General features: G+C 49.9%; 10 protein-coding genes and 1 pseudogene. All 11 read right to left on the reverse strand.

What is annotated here, in order from left to right:
* Positions 1-278: 278 nt before the first annotated feature.
* Positions 279-1,862 (reverse strand): annotated as a pseudogene (locus BGX16_RS07010) (ABC-F family ATP-binding cassette domain-containing protein); the annotation flags it as partial.
* A 193-nt stretch (positions 1,863-2,055) separates the two neighbouring features.
* Entirely contained in the window at positions 2,056-2,436 is a 381-nt protein-coding gene (locus BGX16_RS07015; RefSeq protein WP_100425408.1) for a BspA family leucine-rich repeat surface protein, read from the reverse strand.
* 62 nt (positions 2,437-2,498) lie between these two features.
* Positions 2,499-3,851, reverse strand: coding sequence for an IS5 family transposase (locus BGX16_RS07020; RefSeq protein ID WP_198514878.1), 1,353 nt, complete (start codon positions 3,849-3,851; stop codon positions 2,499-2,501).
* A gap of 114 nt (positions 3,852-3,965) precedes the next feature.
* Entirely contained in the window at positions 3,966-4,901 is a 936-nt protein-coding gene (locus BGX16_RS07025; protein ID WP_100425409.1) for an IS30 family transposase, read from the reverse strand.
* Between the two features lie 189 nt (positions 4,902-5,090).
* Positions 5,091-5,687, reverse strand: a complete 597-nt coding sequence (locus tag BGX16_RS07030; RefSeq protein WP_100425410.1) for a hypothetical protein — start codon at positions 5,685-5,687, stop codon at positions 5,091-5,093.
* Positions 5,688-5,764: 77 nt separating this feature from the next.
* Positions 5,765-7,015, reverse strand: a complete 1,251-nt coding sequence (locus BGX16_RS07035; RefSeq protein WP_100425411.1) for an ATP-binding protein — start codon at positions 7,013-7,015, stop codon at positions 5,765-5,767.
* 192 nt (positions 7,016-7,207) lie between these two features.
* On the reverse strand, positions 7,208-8,581 hold the full coding sequence (locus BGX16_RS07040; protein ID WP_100425412.1) for a VWA-like domain-containing protein: 1,374 nt from the start codon (positions 8,579-8,581) through the stop codon (positions 7,208-7,210).
* Between the two features lie 7 nt (positions 8,582-8,588).
* Positions 8,589-9,659, reverse strand: coding sequence for an AAA family ATPase (locus BGX16_RS07045; protein WP_100425413.1), 1,071 nt, complete (start codon positions 9,657-9,659; stop codon positions 8,589-8,591).
* 13 nt (positions 9,660-9,672) lie between these two features.
* Positions 9,673-10,386, reverse strand: a complete 714-nt coding sequence (locus BGX16_RS07050; RefSeq protein ID WP_100425414.1) for a hypothetical protein — start codon at positions 10,384-10,386, stop codon at positions 9,673-9,675.
* A gap of 85 nt (positions 10,387-10,471) precedes the next feature.
* Complete coding sequence (locus BGX16_RS07055) at positions 10,472-11,488, reverse strand: helix-turn-helix transcriptional regulator (RefSeq protein ID WP_100425415.1); 1,017 nt, start codon at positions 11,486-11,488, stop codon at positions 10,472-10,474.
* Positions 11,489-11,564: 76 nt separating this feature from the next.
* Positions 11,565-13,895 (reverse strand): AAA family ATPase, encoded by a 2,331-nt coding sequence (locus tag BGX16_RS07060; protein WP_100425416.1) that lies wholly within the window; start codon positions 13,893-13,895, stop codon positions 11,565-11,567.
* Between the last annotated feature and the right edge of the window lie 1,417 nt (positions 13,896-15,312).

Genomic DNA, 15,312 nt, shown 5'->3' on the forward strand with positions numbered 1-15,312 from the left:
AACGCTTAAAGCGGATATTTCTTTTGGGCCTCTTCTAATTCGGCAGAGGCCTTTTCCCATTCTTCGTAAGCTTCGTCGGTCTTCTTTTTCGCTTCGCCAAGATCCTTGGCAATCTGTGAAATCAAAGCTCCGTCGTTCTTTTCGCTCGCTTCCACGAGGTTTTGTTCTAGTTCGGCGGCGAGGGCTTCTTGCTTCTGGATTTCCTCTTCCCATTTCTTGATGCGCTTTTCGATGGGACGCACGATTTTCGAACGTTCTTCGACGTAAGCGGCTCGGGCGCGACGGCTCTCTTTATCTTTTGCAACAGGAGCTGCCCCGTTTGCAGAAACATTGGAATTTTCGACGGCGACCTTGGTCGTGCTTTCGCTTTTTTCTTCTGCCCAACCGACTTTTTCGAGGAAGTCCGCATAAGAGCCTTCGAACATAAAGCATTTGCCACCATCAAAAACAATGAGCTTGTTCGCAAACACGTGGAGAAGCTCTTCATCGTGCGAAACGACAATCGCCGTTCCTTGGTAATCTTCCAGGGCGTCGATCAGGCTTTCGATGCTTTCCATGTCCAAGTGGTTTGTCGGTTCGTCAAGGAGCAAAAGATTGCAGGGCGTGGCGAGAATCTTACCGAGAAGCACTCGGCTGCGTTCGCCACCGGAAAGAACCTTGATTTGCTTTAAGGCAGCGTCTCCGCTGAACATCATAAGGCCGGCGAGATTGCGGGCTTTTCCGCGTTCTGCGCTGGTGATGGAAGATTGCAGTTCTTCTTCGACGGTCTTGTTCAGGTCCAAACGGTTGATGTTTGTCTGTCCAAAGTAGTTGATGATGACGTTCGGGTTCAGAGATACTTCTCCGCCGACCGGTTTTAACTCGTTTGCAATTAGGTTCAAGAGGGTCGTTTTACCGCGCCCGTTCGGGCCGATGATAGCAATGCGGTCGCCCTTGAAAATTTCGGCTGTGAGCTCCTGGATGAGGGTTGGACCGCCTTCAAAGTGAAAATTCAGATTTTTAATCTGAATCATGCGCTTTCCGGGGAAGTCCGCCTGGTTGAACGAAAATTCCAGATTGCGTTCATGTTCTAAACGGGATACTTCTCCCAGGCGCTCCACGGCTTTGATTTTGGACTGCACCATCGCAGCCTTGCTCGCCTTGAAGCGGAAACGGTCAATGACTTTTTCGAGCTGTTCGCGCTTGTGCGCTTCGTTTTCTTGCGTACGCTTTGCGACTTCTTCTTCGATGGCGATCGTTTCTTTGAGCTTTGCAACTGTACCCTGGATTTTACGCATTTTTTTGTGGTAAATGCCCACGACGTGAGTGCAGACGCTGTCCATGAATTTGCGGTCGTGCGTAATCAGTAAGACTTCGCCCTTCCAGCCCCTTAAAAAGCGGGCGAGCCAACGCGTTGAAACAATGTCCAGATAGTTTGTCGGTTCATCGAGCAAGAGCATATTCGGCTCGCTCGCAAGCACCTTTGCCAAATTCAAACGGATTTGGAAACCGCCTGAGAGAAGCATCGGATCCTTTTGCATAGATTCTTCGTCAAAGCCGAGACCGAAAAGGATGGATTCCACTTGATGCGTATCGAGCCAGCCGTCTTCATTGACTTTGAGAACGGAACAGGCTTCTTCGTGAACCGTCTTGTGCGTGAAGGCGATATGCTGCTTCAAGTATCCAAGCGTATAATTTTTGGGAATGTCGATGTTTCCACCGTCGATATATTCTTCGCCGAGGATCATCTTGAAAAGGGTGGACTTTCCGCAACCGTTGCGTCCGACGATGCCGACGCGTTCACGGGGGGCGACGAGAAAGCTCGCGTCGCGGAAAAGATCTTGGGTTCCAAAAGACTTGGTAATGTTTTGTACTTGGATCACGCTTGCAAATTTAGAAAATGGAATGGGTTAGATGTATGAAAATCTTCGAATGGCATGCCATCGACAAGAACGCCCGATACAAGAACTACATCAGCGCGTTCAACTTCATCAGAGAATCGATGATTGGCAATATATGCACCAATGTAACAGTTCCCGATGTCGCAAAATTCCAACAACTGATGACGCATGAATTTTACGGCCAGCTAAAAATTACTCCGGGAGGATTTTCGTACACGGGGCCATTGTACCATTTGGGGAGCTTGCCCTTTTTCTCAAGCATCGATTGTCTAAAGATTTCGAATGTGTCCGCCTCGCTCAAAACATTCCACCGGTCGATATCGCCCTCAAAGTTCGAACGTATGAACATGCGGCCCATCTTCCGCACGTTTGACACGTCCCAGTTACTGATGTCGCCATCGAAGCGCGACCTGGCGAACAACCGGCTCATATCCATCACCTTGGACACGTCGATAAAATTGAGGTCGCAATTCGGCCCCTGCTTATTGATGGTCCTGTTGATGAGCTGCTTGAGATGCTCGCGGTGCTTCGCCACGACGGTTGCAGAACTGGCCATGGAATCCTCCTGCGACGATTACAGCGGGTACTGCGACAGGTATTTAGTCGTCCCTTAAAAAGTCAATTCACGAGTGCAGGACAAGAGCGTTCGCATTTTTTGTTCATTCCGTTCCACAGAAGGCAAAAACCGTACAGCCATTCCAACAGGACAAAAAAACGCCTCATGGCCCTCTTGAAGTTGAACGCCGCTGCTGCAAGCTTTGCATTGAGCATGTCGCCAAAGATTCCCTTGTAGAAGTTGCGACCCATGCGGTGGTCGCTCTTCAAGTGACCATTGATTGGTTCGATGCCAGCCCTCTTGCAAAAAAGCTTGTGAGCCTTTTCCTTCTGGTAGTAAGTCGCGTTTTTCTTCGGAACGTCCGGTATCACGATCTTTGTCGTTCCGGATTCCTTTTGTCCGCGGTAGCCTCGGTCGCATGCGGCCCGGCTCGGCCTGAATCCAAGCATTTGTTCAACATGGTCAAGCGTATCGTCTATCGTATGTCCGTCATACTCGTCCCGGAACGAGACCGCGCCGACAATGATGCCGCTGTAGCTCCGGGCGATTGACACCTTGTTGCCGAACTCGTATTTCTTGTGTTCCTTGCCCTTGCCGATGCATTTTACTTCGGGTTCGTGAAGCGAATAGACCTTGTCCTTGTCGCACCTCTTCTGCTCCAAAACTTTTTTGAAAAGCTCGATTTTTTCTTTGTACGTGTTCAACAAGTTCTTGCTGGCGAGATTTCGCTCTAATTCACGGACGAGCCGTCCCGCGATTGTCTTCTGCCTGCGATCCGCCTTGTGAGCCTTCTTGGCGTTTTTCGGGTGATTGCGGAAACGCTGGTCACGATGGACCTTCTTCAAGGTTCTCTTGTAGGACTGTCTCTGCGGAAGGCCGTGTTCTTCCACGATCCTCTGTACCTGTTCTATTATCTTGTTCGCAAGTTTGGCGTCTGTAGGGAACGTGATGTTCTTTTCCTGCACGGTCGTGTCGAGAAAGACCGTGCCGCTTCCTGTCGGTCCCTTTTTGTCATGGTCGGCATTGACACGGATACTTTCCTTGAGGATCATGTCCATGCCCGCTTCGCCAATCATGTGCCGGAAGTGGACAAGTTCGCTCGGGTCGCAGGGCTGCTCCGTCGAGAAGAACCGTTCTCCGCAAAAATACTGGTAATAGGCGTTTTCCTGAAACTGCTCCACGACGGACTCGTCCGATACGTTGCGGATGTGCTTCAGGATGATGAGCCCGGTCATGAGACGGATCGGCTTGTTTGGCGCACCCATCTTTTCGTCGAACAATTTGGAAAACTCGGTCTCGAACTTGTTCCAGTCAATCTTGTTCGCAAGAACGTAAAGGGGATGCTTGTGGTTCAACTGTTCCTCAAGGGAGCAGAAAAGGCTTGTCTGGGCGTGGGATTTTGGCGGTCTGTACATGGGAAAAATTGCAAGGTTTTCAGTCATACTTTAGAAAACCTTGCAATATTTTCACAGGGTAGAAATCAATTTTTCCTAATAGTTATGCAGGCTGGGCGGGATTTTAAGGGACGACTAAATATACTCTAAAGGGGTCATAAAGTCAAGCCTTTTTCGAGGCCTGTTGTTCAGTTTATCCTGTATCCAGCGAACTTTCCGGGGAGAGATTCCCTTGAACGACTCCTTCTTGGGAAGATATTGGCGTATTAGACCGTTCATGTTCTCGTTGGCACCGCGCTCCCAGGAGTGGTACGGGTTCGCAAAGTAGTAATCCGCCTTCATAGCTTTCGCTATTTCTGCGTGACAGGCGAACTCCTTCCCGTTGTCCGAAGTGACTGTGAGAATCTTGACTTCGAACGTTTTCTCAAAGTCCTTCAGCGCCCTCACAAGCGTTCTCTTCAGGTCTTTCGCGTTCTTCGTCGGAAGATACCTTATCAGGCTGTAATTCGTCATCCTGTCGTTGATCGTGAGCAGGTTCGCGTCATGGTCCGCGCTGTTTATCAGGTCTATCTCGATGTCGCCTACGCGTGATTTCTCGTCCACGATCGCCGGACGTTCCTCGATGGGCACGCGGCCTACAATCTGGCCTCTCTTGTCCTTCTTCTCCCCGCGCTTACGGTATGGTTTCTTGCCGTGCCGCAAGTGCTTCTTCAGGTCCTCGTCCTTGTTCACATGCCTGTATATCGTGGCGACGCTAGGGACACCCATCCCATCGAGTTTCGCGCGTCCGTTCACCTGTTCGGGAGAGTAGTCTTCCTTGATTTTCCCGTCCACGATTTTCCAGTCGTCCTCGTCGTAGTCGTAATGCAGGTGACTTGTCGCGGCAAGGAGGTCTGCCCGTTCCTGCGACTTGACCGGGTCGTAATGCTGGCGGCCGCCGCCCCTGTTTAGTTCCCTGTAGATTGTGGATTTGTGGACCTTCAGCTGCAAGGCTATGTTTTTCGGGGGGATCTTTGCCGCATTGAGCGCTCGTATTTCGTATCTTTGTGCTTGGTTGAGACTCACCGCCATGTCCTTTTTTGGTAGAATCGGCAAGGTAGAAAAGTTTCGGCCAGGTTCCCCAGGGGCTAGCCCTAGGGAACTTTTTTTTCTTCCCGATTCAACCTATATCAGTCGCATTGACGGTGAAAATTCGCGTCACATAATTTAATGATTTACACGTTAAATCAACCATAATTCACTAAATTATGTGATTTATTTTCAGAACGGGAGTTCGTCCGCAGATTCCTTTTTCGCCTGCTTGAGCCCGCGACGGAGTGCCGCGGCGTACTTTTTCTGGACAGGTAACGAGGGCGGGAGCACGCAAGTCGCATCACAAAGACGAGTGCAAAATTCAGCGTGACCTTTTTCGTCGATGTTGCATGCAACCACGGTGTAAGAGCCGCCAGCATTGTCAAAATCTTGAACAATCCCAAGCTCAGCATAGTCGTCATAGGCTATCTCGACGAAGTCGCCTTCCTTGAATTTAGCAGTCTCGTCGCTGCCCGTGCACCATAGCGAGCCGTCATTCAGGTAACGCCGAATCGAAAGCGGCGCATACGTATCGACAAGGCAATCCCGCGGCATTTCCTTGATGACAAAACCATAAACATCATCGCGGTTTCGACGAACGATTTTCTTGATGTTCTTTTCGGCATCGCGCAAGGTCTCGAAATACCCGAGCTTCGTTTGCCAAGTGAGGGCGCATGGACCGGCACAGCGGTAGCACTTTTCCTTATAGACCTGATATGTATGACTTTCGCCGGGTGCAAATTCGTAAACTTCCAGGACGAAAATGCTTTTTGTTTGTTTTTTCATAATGAGCCTTTGACTTATAAGGCATAATATACAACGGGAATGCGACAATTAAAGACGCATATAGCGATGATTTGTCTTCACCGTTCGTCCATAAACATCAGCATATACAGCGGCAGCGTCAATACACTGCCCGTATTGCCAACATTGTAGTTACCGAATTTGATAGCCCTATTGACATGGTATTTTTCGGGGTGGTTCAATATGGTCTTTACGCTCTTGGCGTTGCCATTTTCGGCCTTGACTTCCATCAACGTACATTCGCCCTTGTGCCTAATGACAAAGTCAATTTCCAGCCCAGAATCCTTACGGAAATAAAACAGCTTGCGTTTCATTTTATAGAGAATGCTTGCGGCAAGATTTTCAAAAATGGCTCCCTTGTATCCGAGAAGATTTCCGCGTAAAATATCGCCCTGCGTTCCTTGTTCAAGCATACTGACAAAAAGCCCGATATCATTCATATAGACCTTGAAAACGCTCTTGTCTGCATTGCCTTCTAGCGGAAGTTCCGTCGTATGTAGGTTGTAGCAGCGTGTAATGATTCCGGCGTCCTCAATCCACTGCAGGCTGCCCGCGAATTTTTCGGCGGTTCCTTTTTTCTCGATGAGCGAGTATTGGAATTTTTTGTTTTCCTTGGCGAGCTGGTTCGGAATGGAATCAAAACATTCCCTGATGCGAACCTTGTCGGAAGCCGAAGCGTACTTGACCATATCGTCGCGATAAGAATTGACAATGGATTCCTGCAGTTGGAACACGGTGTCCATTTGGTGGGTGTTTACGAATTCCTGCACGACTTCGGGCATGCCACCCACAACGGTGTATTGCAGTAGCAGTTGATGCATCCGATTGTGAAGAGCTTCGGGAACAGAAACAACTTGTTCAAAACATTCGCGAAGTTTCTTGAATACTGGAGGCTGGATATCGTTTGCCCATAGGAACTCTTCAAAATCTAGCGGGTACATCGTAATGACGGTTTCTGAACCGACGGGAATGGATTTTGGAGGCTTCCCGTAGCCCTGTACTCCCAGTAGCGAACCTGTTCCAATCACGTCGTAACGACCATCTTCCTTGAAAAACTTTAGCGCGGTGCGGGCGTTTGGAGCATCCTGAATTTCATCCAGGATAATCACCGTCTTGTGAGGCAGAAATTTTGTTCCGGGGATTGTCGCGCCAATTTGCATTGTAATCGTATCTATGTCAAGCGGGCCTTCGAAAATCTGGGCGTATTCGGGATTCTTGAAAAAATTGAGATAGACCACGCTTTGGTAATTCTTGTGGGAGAACTCTAAAACGGAATGCGTTTTGCCGCACTGCCTACACCCCTTTATGATAAGAGGCTTTTTGGATGGATTTTTTTAAGCGACTTTCGACAAAAAGACAGACTTTTTCAAAGGACTTTACGTAAAAAAGCCGTTTTTTATCAAAAACACCAATTTACGCTTCGCTAGTGCCCTTGACGATTTCGCGCCAGTCATCTTCTAGCAGATTCACCAAGTTTTTGCTTTGAGTTTTCTTGGCTGGCATCATTCACTCCTCGGAATAAAGGTACCGCGGTTACGCTTGATTTTGCGGATCCACGCGGAATTCGCCATGTAGCACTGCCTGCTGCACAGCACCCACAGCACGTCGATGGGGCGCTTGGTGTTGAATTTCGGAGGCGGGGCGTAGCCGTCGGTAAAGTAGATGAGCCCGTCGTATTCGGGGTGTTCGCAGTAGTAGTCGGCAGCGGGCTGAAAACTCGTACCGCCGCGGCCCATGATCTTCACGGTCTTGCGCGCCTTCTTGAGCGGCTCGATTTCGCCCTGAATTTGGGCGTCGAACTGCAATACGTCCAACTTCTCGACTCCGTATTTGAAAAGGCGGTTGATAACCGAGAAGAAAAACTGCAGGCTCCTGTCGGTAACGGACCCGCTTACATCTACCGCGATAAGCAAGTTCGTCGAGAGTTCGTAGCGGCTGCCCATCGCGTCGAAACCGGAACGGCGGTTGGGCCGCATGCGCGTGAGGCGGCGCCTGCTCGAGATGACCGAGGTCTTGAACAAACTAAGCATCTTGCGGTAGTCCATGTCGACTTTCAGGCTTGCCTTGATGAGGCCCTGCAACTTGCCCGCGACGGAGCCCCAGTTGTTGCTCGCGGTGGCGACTTCGATAAACTCGTTTATGTTGCAGCAGGCCTCCTCGTTTTCTTCCCAGAGTTCCGAGATTTGCGAGTCGCGATGTTCCTGCGAATTGCCGGCGCCGGAATTACCCGAAGCGCCCGAACCCTTGCCACCGGAGCCGCCGCCGTTCCGGCCAGAACTGCCGCGCGAATCACTGGAAGCGTCGCCAGAATCTGCGCCGCTCCCGTCGCTACCCTGTTGTCCGGATTGACAGCCTTCCTGATTGCCGTTGCCGGAGCCATCGCCATCTTGCCCAGACTTGTCGCCCCGGCCGGAGCCACTATCCGTTTTCTGCGGCTCGTCGCCAGACTTTCCTGAATTCGGTGTCGCACTTTGCAGGAGCAGATTGTAGTATTCCTCAAAACACAGCCCGCTGGGGAGCTTCAGTTCTGCACCGCTCATCTGTTTCTTCACTTCTCGCGAGACATCGTACACATCGGCAATCGTCACGTTGCTCGCCATGGTCAGCAGGGCCTTCGCGGCAAAGGAGGGCTGTCGCTGGTAGGGGTGCTTGAGCAATATGCGGAACATCTCGATTTTCATGTATTCCGCCAGCACGTCGTCCGCAATCCTGTCCAGGATTTTCGGGGAGAATTCCACCTTCATGTTGCCGGTTCTCATCGGTACATCAATCGAATTATTTTCCACGAATTCGTGACAGCAATAAACCGCAAACAACAGCGGCTCCGTCAGGAACCACCGCTCGCCGATTTTCTTTATTCTGTCCAAGGCGTTCATACCGACCTTAAATTGACTGGATGAATTGCGTGATTTTCTTGTACAGTTCGGGACACTTCATGATGACAAGCGTCATGGCAGCCGGGTACATCGAGGAGGAATACAGGTTTGCGAAATGCGCCTGCGCCTCGCGGAATTTTTCGCCTGAAAGGAATTCAAAGTATGCGGCGAAGTTCTCTATCACCTTCGCCTCGTCCTTCGCGTCATAGCCCTTCGTCTCGATAAAGCGGAACACGGACTCGTTCACGGAGGCAAGTTCCGGCGTGGTGCACTTCTTGATTGCCGACTTCTGCTTCGCGAAATCGCCGAGCAGTATATCCTTCGCGCTGGGGAGCCTCTTCTGCTTGATTGTCGCGAAGAACTTCGATGCGGCAGGCATCCCGATGATGCCTGCTATGACGGTCTTTAAAAGCGCAGACACTTCGTTTGTCTGTAACACCTTCGAGACGCGTTCCCACCCGCGCCTGTCGGGCGACTTTTCGAGCCCCTGGTCCTCACGGGTAAAGGCGGCACCGTCGAGCATGTCTGGGTTTTCCGAGATGAAGTCGATAACGCGAGAATCGAGCCCCGCCTTGGATGCCCACAGGAGCCATTCCTGCGCGGTAGGCTTGAATTCGTAGATGTTGAAGCGGCTCACGAGCGCCGGGTCCAAGTCCGTGAGCTGGTATTCCTCGCCGTCGTTCACCGCGCTAATCACGCGGGAGCCCTCTGGCAATTTACGGCCCGCAAGAGTCCGGTTGAGCGTCAGGTCCATGATGGTCTGCAAAACCTCCGGGCGGGCGCGGTTCAGTTCGTCCAAAAAAAGTACCACGGGCTTGCCGTCCGTCGGGAACCAGTAAGGCGGCATAAAGTGAGTCTTGCCGGTCGCCTCGTCGAGACGCGGGAGCCCAATCAAATCGCCCGGATCGCTCATCTGCCCGAGGAAAAGAATCACCACGCGCTCGCCGCGCGCCGTGAAGTACTTTTCCAAAATCTGCGACTTGCCGATTCCGTGCTTGCCCGTGAGCATTATGTTCTGCGATGCGGGTGTCGCTGCTAACAGCTTTTCCAGTCCTAGCGCATTTATATGTACCGCCATACAATCCTCTTGTCTATTTTATTATCTCTATATTCATCGAAAATGTCAATTTTTTTGTCAAAATTTCTATCTGACCGAGCACATCGGGCAATTCCGCGACCCGCGTGGTGAAATTTTTGCGGTTGAGTGTAAACTCGATCCTGGTTCCGCGCCCTCCAATCTTAAGCAAGAAATCCCGTTCTCGTTCGACCAGGTCCCAACGGTATCCCATCGGTGTAAGGAGCTGTGAAACGGTCGCCTGGATGCCGCTCTTCGCCATCTCCTCCAGCTTGTTATTTTTCTCGAATTCAAGTTTCTTTCGTTCGAGCCCTTCCATGTACCGCGGGAAATTGTCGATGAAATTTTCAAAGTTGCTTATTGTCTGCGTCAGATCGCAATTCGCTTCCGTCCGGAAAAACGGCATAAAGCCCTCTATTTCGAGACGAACATGAAAATTGCCTGACAAACAGAATTCAATCGAACCGACCAAACCGAGCTGCCGGACAATCCTGATTCCAGCAATTTTGTCGCCCTGCTGGAAGAATTCACCCGAACCCTTACCCGTCCTAACTATAATGCATTCGCATTCGGGGTGACGTTCTTTAAGTTCATTGTATACGCTGAGAACCTCTCCCTCGGAAGGTACGCAACCCCGCTCGCCAGGCACAAGAATCCCGTTGACCAGTTTTTCCCAGTACTTACGGGCAAACTGGTCAAAAGACCGCTCTTTGGACTTTTTTTTGATCATAATCACCTACATATACAATATAGCATACGCAAGCGACAAATAATGACATTTAGCACCATCCCCAAAAAATCAAAAAATTTGTTTTTTAGCCGTAAACCGAGCGCAAGTACTCCCCATATTCCTTGAGGCGCTTTTGCAGCGACGCCGGCTTTACTACGCGGGCGGTAGTTGAGAAAGAAGTGATCCAATTCACCAAAAGCTGGTTCACCTCGGCCTTCATTTTCACCTGGATTTTGGCATTACGCAACACCCGCATGTGCATGGAGCGGTTGAACTTATTTTCCATAAGGTAGTTACGAACTTTCAAATCGAATTCGATTTCGATATCTTCGGGATGCGGCTCCTGTTCACTCATGAACGCCGCTCCCGATTCAACCTGCCTGCGCAACTTGTCAATCACCTTCGGATTTTCGACGAAGGGTTCCTTGGAAAGCTTGACTTGTACTATTCGGCGGAATTTCAGAGTGTAGGTGGCTTCCTTGACTTTTTCCGATTCGCAGGCCACATAGATTTCGTTTTGATAGACGATAATCATCAGGGGAATGCGGGTGGACTTTCTTTGCGAAGCCGATGCCCCCATGTAAAATACATCTATTTTGCGGTGCTCGTGGATTGCCCGAAGAATGATCCGCAATTTTTCACTCGCATCTTCTTCGAAATCCGGCGGCGTACCCATGAAAAGAATTTTCGTATTCAGTTCGCTGCTGAGTTGACCGAGTGATTTCTGCTCGCTGGCCGGGAGACTTCTCTCGATGCGCTCCAAGAGTTGCGTGATAATTTCGCTTGTCGCGGGGTAGATATTCGCGATACGCTTGAGGAATACGAAATGGAGCATCGTATTTTCAAAATCCGGGAACACGAGCCGTTCGGCATTGCGGAGCGCGGAACGATAAACCGCAGTTCTGCCCTCGGTCTCGACGGCAATGTAACGGCTAGCATCCATCTCCGAAAGGAACCGCATGTCGCGCTGCACATTGCGACGTTCGCCTTCGGGAACATTCAGCGACGACATCAAGTCCTTCACGGTAAATTTCTTGTCCGGGTTCGAAATCACCTTCGCAAAAAGTTGCACAGTCCTTTCGCCGCGAGTCATGTCTGCCATATATACTCCTAGATTTGTCCTCTATCAAATATATATAAAACGCGACAAATGGCGTCGCATTATGAAGCTCAGCTCCTTACAATCCCATAGTTCTACCTTCGCGACCATCCTTGTAAGCCATTTCGGACTTGAGGGCGTTCAAGATGGTATCAGCAGAGAGTTCGCTTTCGTCGTAAAAGCGGAGTGTACCGTAGGCAGCGTTAAAGTCGCCGGGGGCAAGCATACGCATATTTCTTGCGGCATCGGGGCAGGACACCGAAGGGAAAAAGCCGCGCCAAAGAGCCTCGATTCCTTCGGGCTTGAGATAGCCGAACTTCACCTTGAGCGCAAAGCGACGGCGGGAGGCCATATCAAGCGTGCCGTCAAAATTCGTAGCGGCGATAAAGATCCCCTTGAAGTTTTCCATTTGCGTGAGCATCTCGTTCACCTGAGTCACTTCCCAGCTGTGATTTGCGCCATTGCGGTCACGAATCAAGCTATCGGCTTCGTCAAGGAACAAGATAGCCTTCGACTCCTCGGCCTCCTTGAACATTTTGCGGATGTTCTTTTCGGTGCCGCCCACATAACAGTTCAGCAGGTCGCTCGCCTTCTTGACCACCAGCTTGCGGTTGAGCGTTCGCGCGAGGTGTTTCGCGAATTCGGTCTTGCCGGTACCCGGCGGCCCGTAAAGGAGCATATTCAGGCTATCGGGGCGGTCAACCTCCTTCATCTGCCTCCACCTGGCATCAAAGGCGGACATTGTCTTCAAAAGCCTGGGTATATCGGCATCGATGTTGAGCGCATTTAACATATAACGCGGCGCGCGACTTTCCTTGTCGCGGTTCACGTATTCCAAATCCAGTTCCAAAAGTTCCGCCTGCGCCTCGGCAATGGTACGCACGCTCTGCACAGGATCCATGTCGCAACCCGCCAAGACAAGGCGCTTCGTGCCAGCCACGGCTTGCGTAATGCCTCCCGCCGTAATCGGCAATTCCGCCGAAAGCTGCCTGATGGTATCTTGCGACAGGAGCGACTTTGCATCCTGTTCACGAACCACCGACTCCCACACCTGCAAACGTTTTTCGGCATCGGGACGTTCAAAATGGATGGAATAGTCAAAGCGACGCAAGGTGCTTTTTTCAATATTCTCCACCATGTTCGAAATCCAGATGACGGGCACCTTGATCTGTTCCAGGAAAAAGTTGAGCGCACCCTTTTCGCAGTTGTTCAGAATGATGTCAGATTCGTCGACAAGCAAGATGGCCTTCTGGTTCTGGTACTTGGTGGCCGCAAAAAGGATACTCCCCATACGTTCCTGAAGAGACTCGTTTTTAAGACTGTTCCTGTGAATCCCTTTGGTGCTAATGTTCGTCAGCACCAAGGGACGGTGCAGCTTGCTGGCAATCGATTTGGCAAGTTCCGTCTTGCCGGTTCCTTCAACACCGTAAAAGAATAGGTTGAGTCCTTGTCCCTTAGAAGCGTACTTGAGCAGATTAAAGGCTATCTGAATTTTTGGATTGTCACGACAAAGCGTCTTGAACGGAACGGAACCGCCTTCGTAAACCTGAAAATAAAGCGAATCGAGGTCATCGCCCGACTGCCCATCCAGAAAACGGTCGGTGCGCAGCGTCGTATCCAAGTGGTCATCGAGTATGCCCATCTGCTTAAGAGACCCCCGGCATGAAATCGCCTTTTCAAATTCAAATTCAGGGAACAACATCGGAAAAATATCAGACGGCGACGGATCGCTAAACCGGTTGTCGGACTTAAAAGTCCGCAAAAGGCATTCACACTGCGTCTTGTTGAAGAAAATCCACGAGAACATAAGGATTTCCATTTCGGTGTCGTTCAGGCAGAAACTTCGCTGCATAATATTCAGACGCCTGACGTAGTCGTCATGGAAGTTCGGATTGTCAAACAAAATCGTGACGAGTTCATCGATTACACAGTCGTAAAAGACCTTTTGGGCGCTCCTGTCGAAAATACCCTCGCCATTCAGGTAGCTTTCGACGTATGCACTGACTTCGGAGCCTGCGCAACCGCGCTCCACGAGGTATTTAAAACGGTTCATGGCCTTGCGGCGGCGCTGGTAGGCAATGGACTTATTTTCGTCGTCACTATCAATACGTTTTCCGATATACTTGTCGTTGGACTCCTTGATAAAAGCCAGGCGCTCGCACGTCGACATAGCGTCTTCTTCCTCGTTGAGTTTCGCAAAATGCGCCGAAAGAGCGCTGAGGATTCGAGCAACGCCCTCTTTAGGAAAAATTCGGATACAGTCATCGGCATCGGGATAGCACTTGGAATAGCGAATTACACGAATCCAGTATTCGTAGGACTTGAGCAGGATAAAGTTAAGGGAGGCTTTGGTGTCGGCTTTGAGCGACAGCAGGGAATTTGCGACACACTTAAAATAATCAGGCCTCATTTACACCTCCATTTTTGCGGTTTTCACATGGAGCCGCCATTATATATCGCCTTTTTAATCCAAATTGTCAAAAAGTTCGATAAAAATATAGGAGATGTACGCGACAAATAATGTCGCAAGTAAAACGTTTACTTAAAGTTAATCCCGAACGACTTGGGAACTACGATTTCCTTGTAGGCGTCAAGAACAGCCCTTCGGTACGATCCGTTAAACCGTTCGATATAGCTGTTCCTTTGCTATCAAAGGTATCATTTTGACGCAGGCAGAATTGCCTTTTGTCTAGTTATGAACAGTCCTAATTATGGGGAAGTTTACAAAAATGGGTAGCTGGACTTCCTGCTCCTTGCATCCCCTTCCGGATGTCTTGATTTCAACATACGAAACGATCCTCGCCCTGTGCGTCGTGCCGTCCTTGTGAAAGACGAACGTCGCCATCGTCCAAGTTCGCGTGCTTCTGCATGAAATTGTTGTCTCCAAAGATCGACTCGCTCTTTTTTGCGTTGGCATCCCCCAGCGTGCTCCGCCAGATTCCGTGCTGATCTTGAGGACTTCGTCCCTGTCGAGGTACTTGCAGAGTTGCGCGAAGACCGGCTGTCCGGTAAAAAATGTACTTTTGGCCATAGCGTTAAAATAAAATCGTGTAAGATTTTTATGAAAAAGTTGGGATTATTTTCTATTCTCTTTCTTCTCTTCGCGATAAGCCTCTTCGGAGAGAAAATCCCCGTGCAGGATGGGGCGGGTTTTGATGGGGAATTTTACCGTCTAGTGGCTGAAAATTTTTCAGCCGATTTTTGGAATCAGGGCTACGACGCTTTTCGCATTCAGAGAATTTTTCCGTTTTGTGCCATTCACTATGGATTTAAATTTTTCCATGTCGCGACAACTCATGAAAATTTGATGAAAGCGATGCTTGGTTTGCATGGCCTAAATTTATTGTTGCAGATATTTTTGTTTTCTCGGATTTCCAAAATTTTGCAGTGGAAGCCGACAACCGAAATCCTTTTATTTGCCGCCTTTTTCTTGAACTTTTTTACGCTCAAGAATTGTGGCTATGAACCTTTTCAAAGCGATGCGTTTGCCATTTCACTTTCCCTCTTGAGCCTTTACTTTTATTTGAAAGGAATGAAATGGGGAAATTTGGGAATCGCTCTTTTAGGCGCGATAACCTGGCCGCTGATTACGTTGCAGTGCATTTTCCTCGTTGCTTTTGACAGACCGTTTTCGCTTGAAAAAGAAGGGAGAAATCTCTCGGGAAAATGGGCTTTGCTTTACAGCGCGCTCGCTGTTTTGGGGATTGTGGCGCTAAAGATGACGGGACATGGAATTGTGGTGACGAATTTGCTGATGCGGGATTCTAACCTAGCTTGGACAGCGGCGTCGATCCTGTTTATCTCTGCGGCGCTTTGGAGCGTTTTCC

Origin of the sequence: Hallerella succinigenes (assembly GCF_002797675.1) — a bacterium.
In the GTDB taxonomy this organism is placed as follows: Bacteria; Fibrobacterota; Fibrobacteria; order Fibrobacterales; family Fibrobacteraceae; genus Hallerella; species Hallerella succinigenes.

What these genes read in the sequence shown, in the direction of transcription:
- BGX16_RS07040 (WP_100425412.1), bottom strand. Translation starts at nt 8,581, where the DNA reads ATGAACGCCTTGGACAGAATAAAGAAAATCGGCGAGCGGTGGTTCCTG.
- BGX16_RS07015 (WP_100425408.1), bottom strand. Translation starts at nt 2,436, where the DNA reads ATGGCCAGTTCTGCAACCGTCGTGGCGAAGCACCGCGAGCATCTCAAG.
- BGX16_RS07060 (WP_100425416.1), bottom strand. Translation starts at nt 13,895, where the DNA reads ATGAGGCCTGATTATTTTAAGTGTGTCGCAAATTCCCTGCTGTCGCTC.
- BGX16_RS07030 (WP_100425410.1), bottom strand. Translation starts at nt 5,687, where the DNA reads ATGAAAAAACAAACAAAAAGCATTTTCGTCCTGGAAGTTTACGAATTT.
- BGX16_RS07025 (WP_100425409.1), bottom strand. Translation starts at nt 4,901, where the DNA reads ATGGCGGTGAGTCTCAACCAAGCACAAAGATACGAAATACGAGCGCTC.
- BGX16_RS07055 (WP_100425415.1), bottom strand. Translation starts at nt 11,488, where the DNA reads ATGGCAGACATGACTCGCGGCGAAAGGACTGTGCAACTTTTTGCGAAG.
- BGX16_RS07050 (WP_100425414.1), bottom strand. Translation starts at nt 10,386, where the DNA reads ATGATCAAAAAAAAGTCCAAAGAGCGGTCTTTTGACCAGTTTGCCCGT.
- BGX16_RS07020 (WP_198514878.1), bottom strand. Translation starts at nt 3,851, where the DNA reads ATGTACAGACCGCCAAAATCCCACGCCCAGACAAGCCTTTTCTGCTCC.
- BGX16_RS07045 (WP_100425413.1), bottom strand. Translation starts at nt 9,659, where the DNA reads ATGGCGGTACATATAAATGCGCTAGGACTGGAAAAGCTGTTAGCAGCG.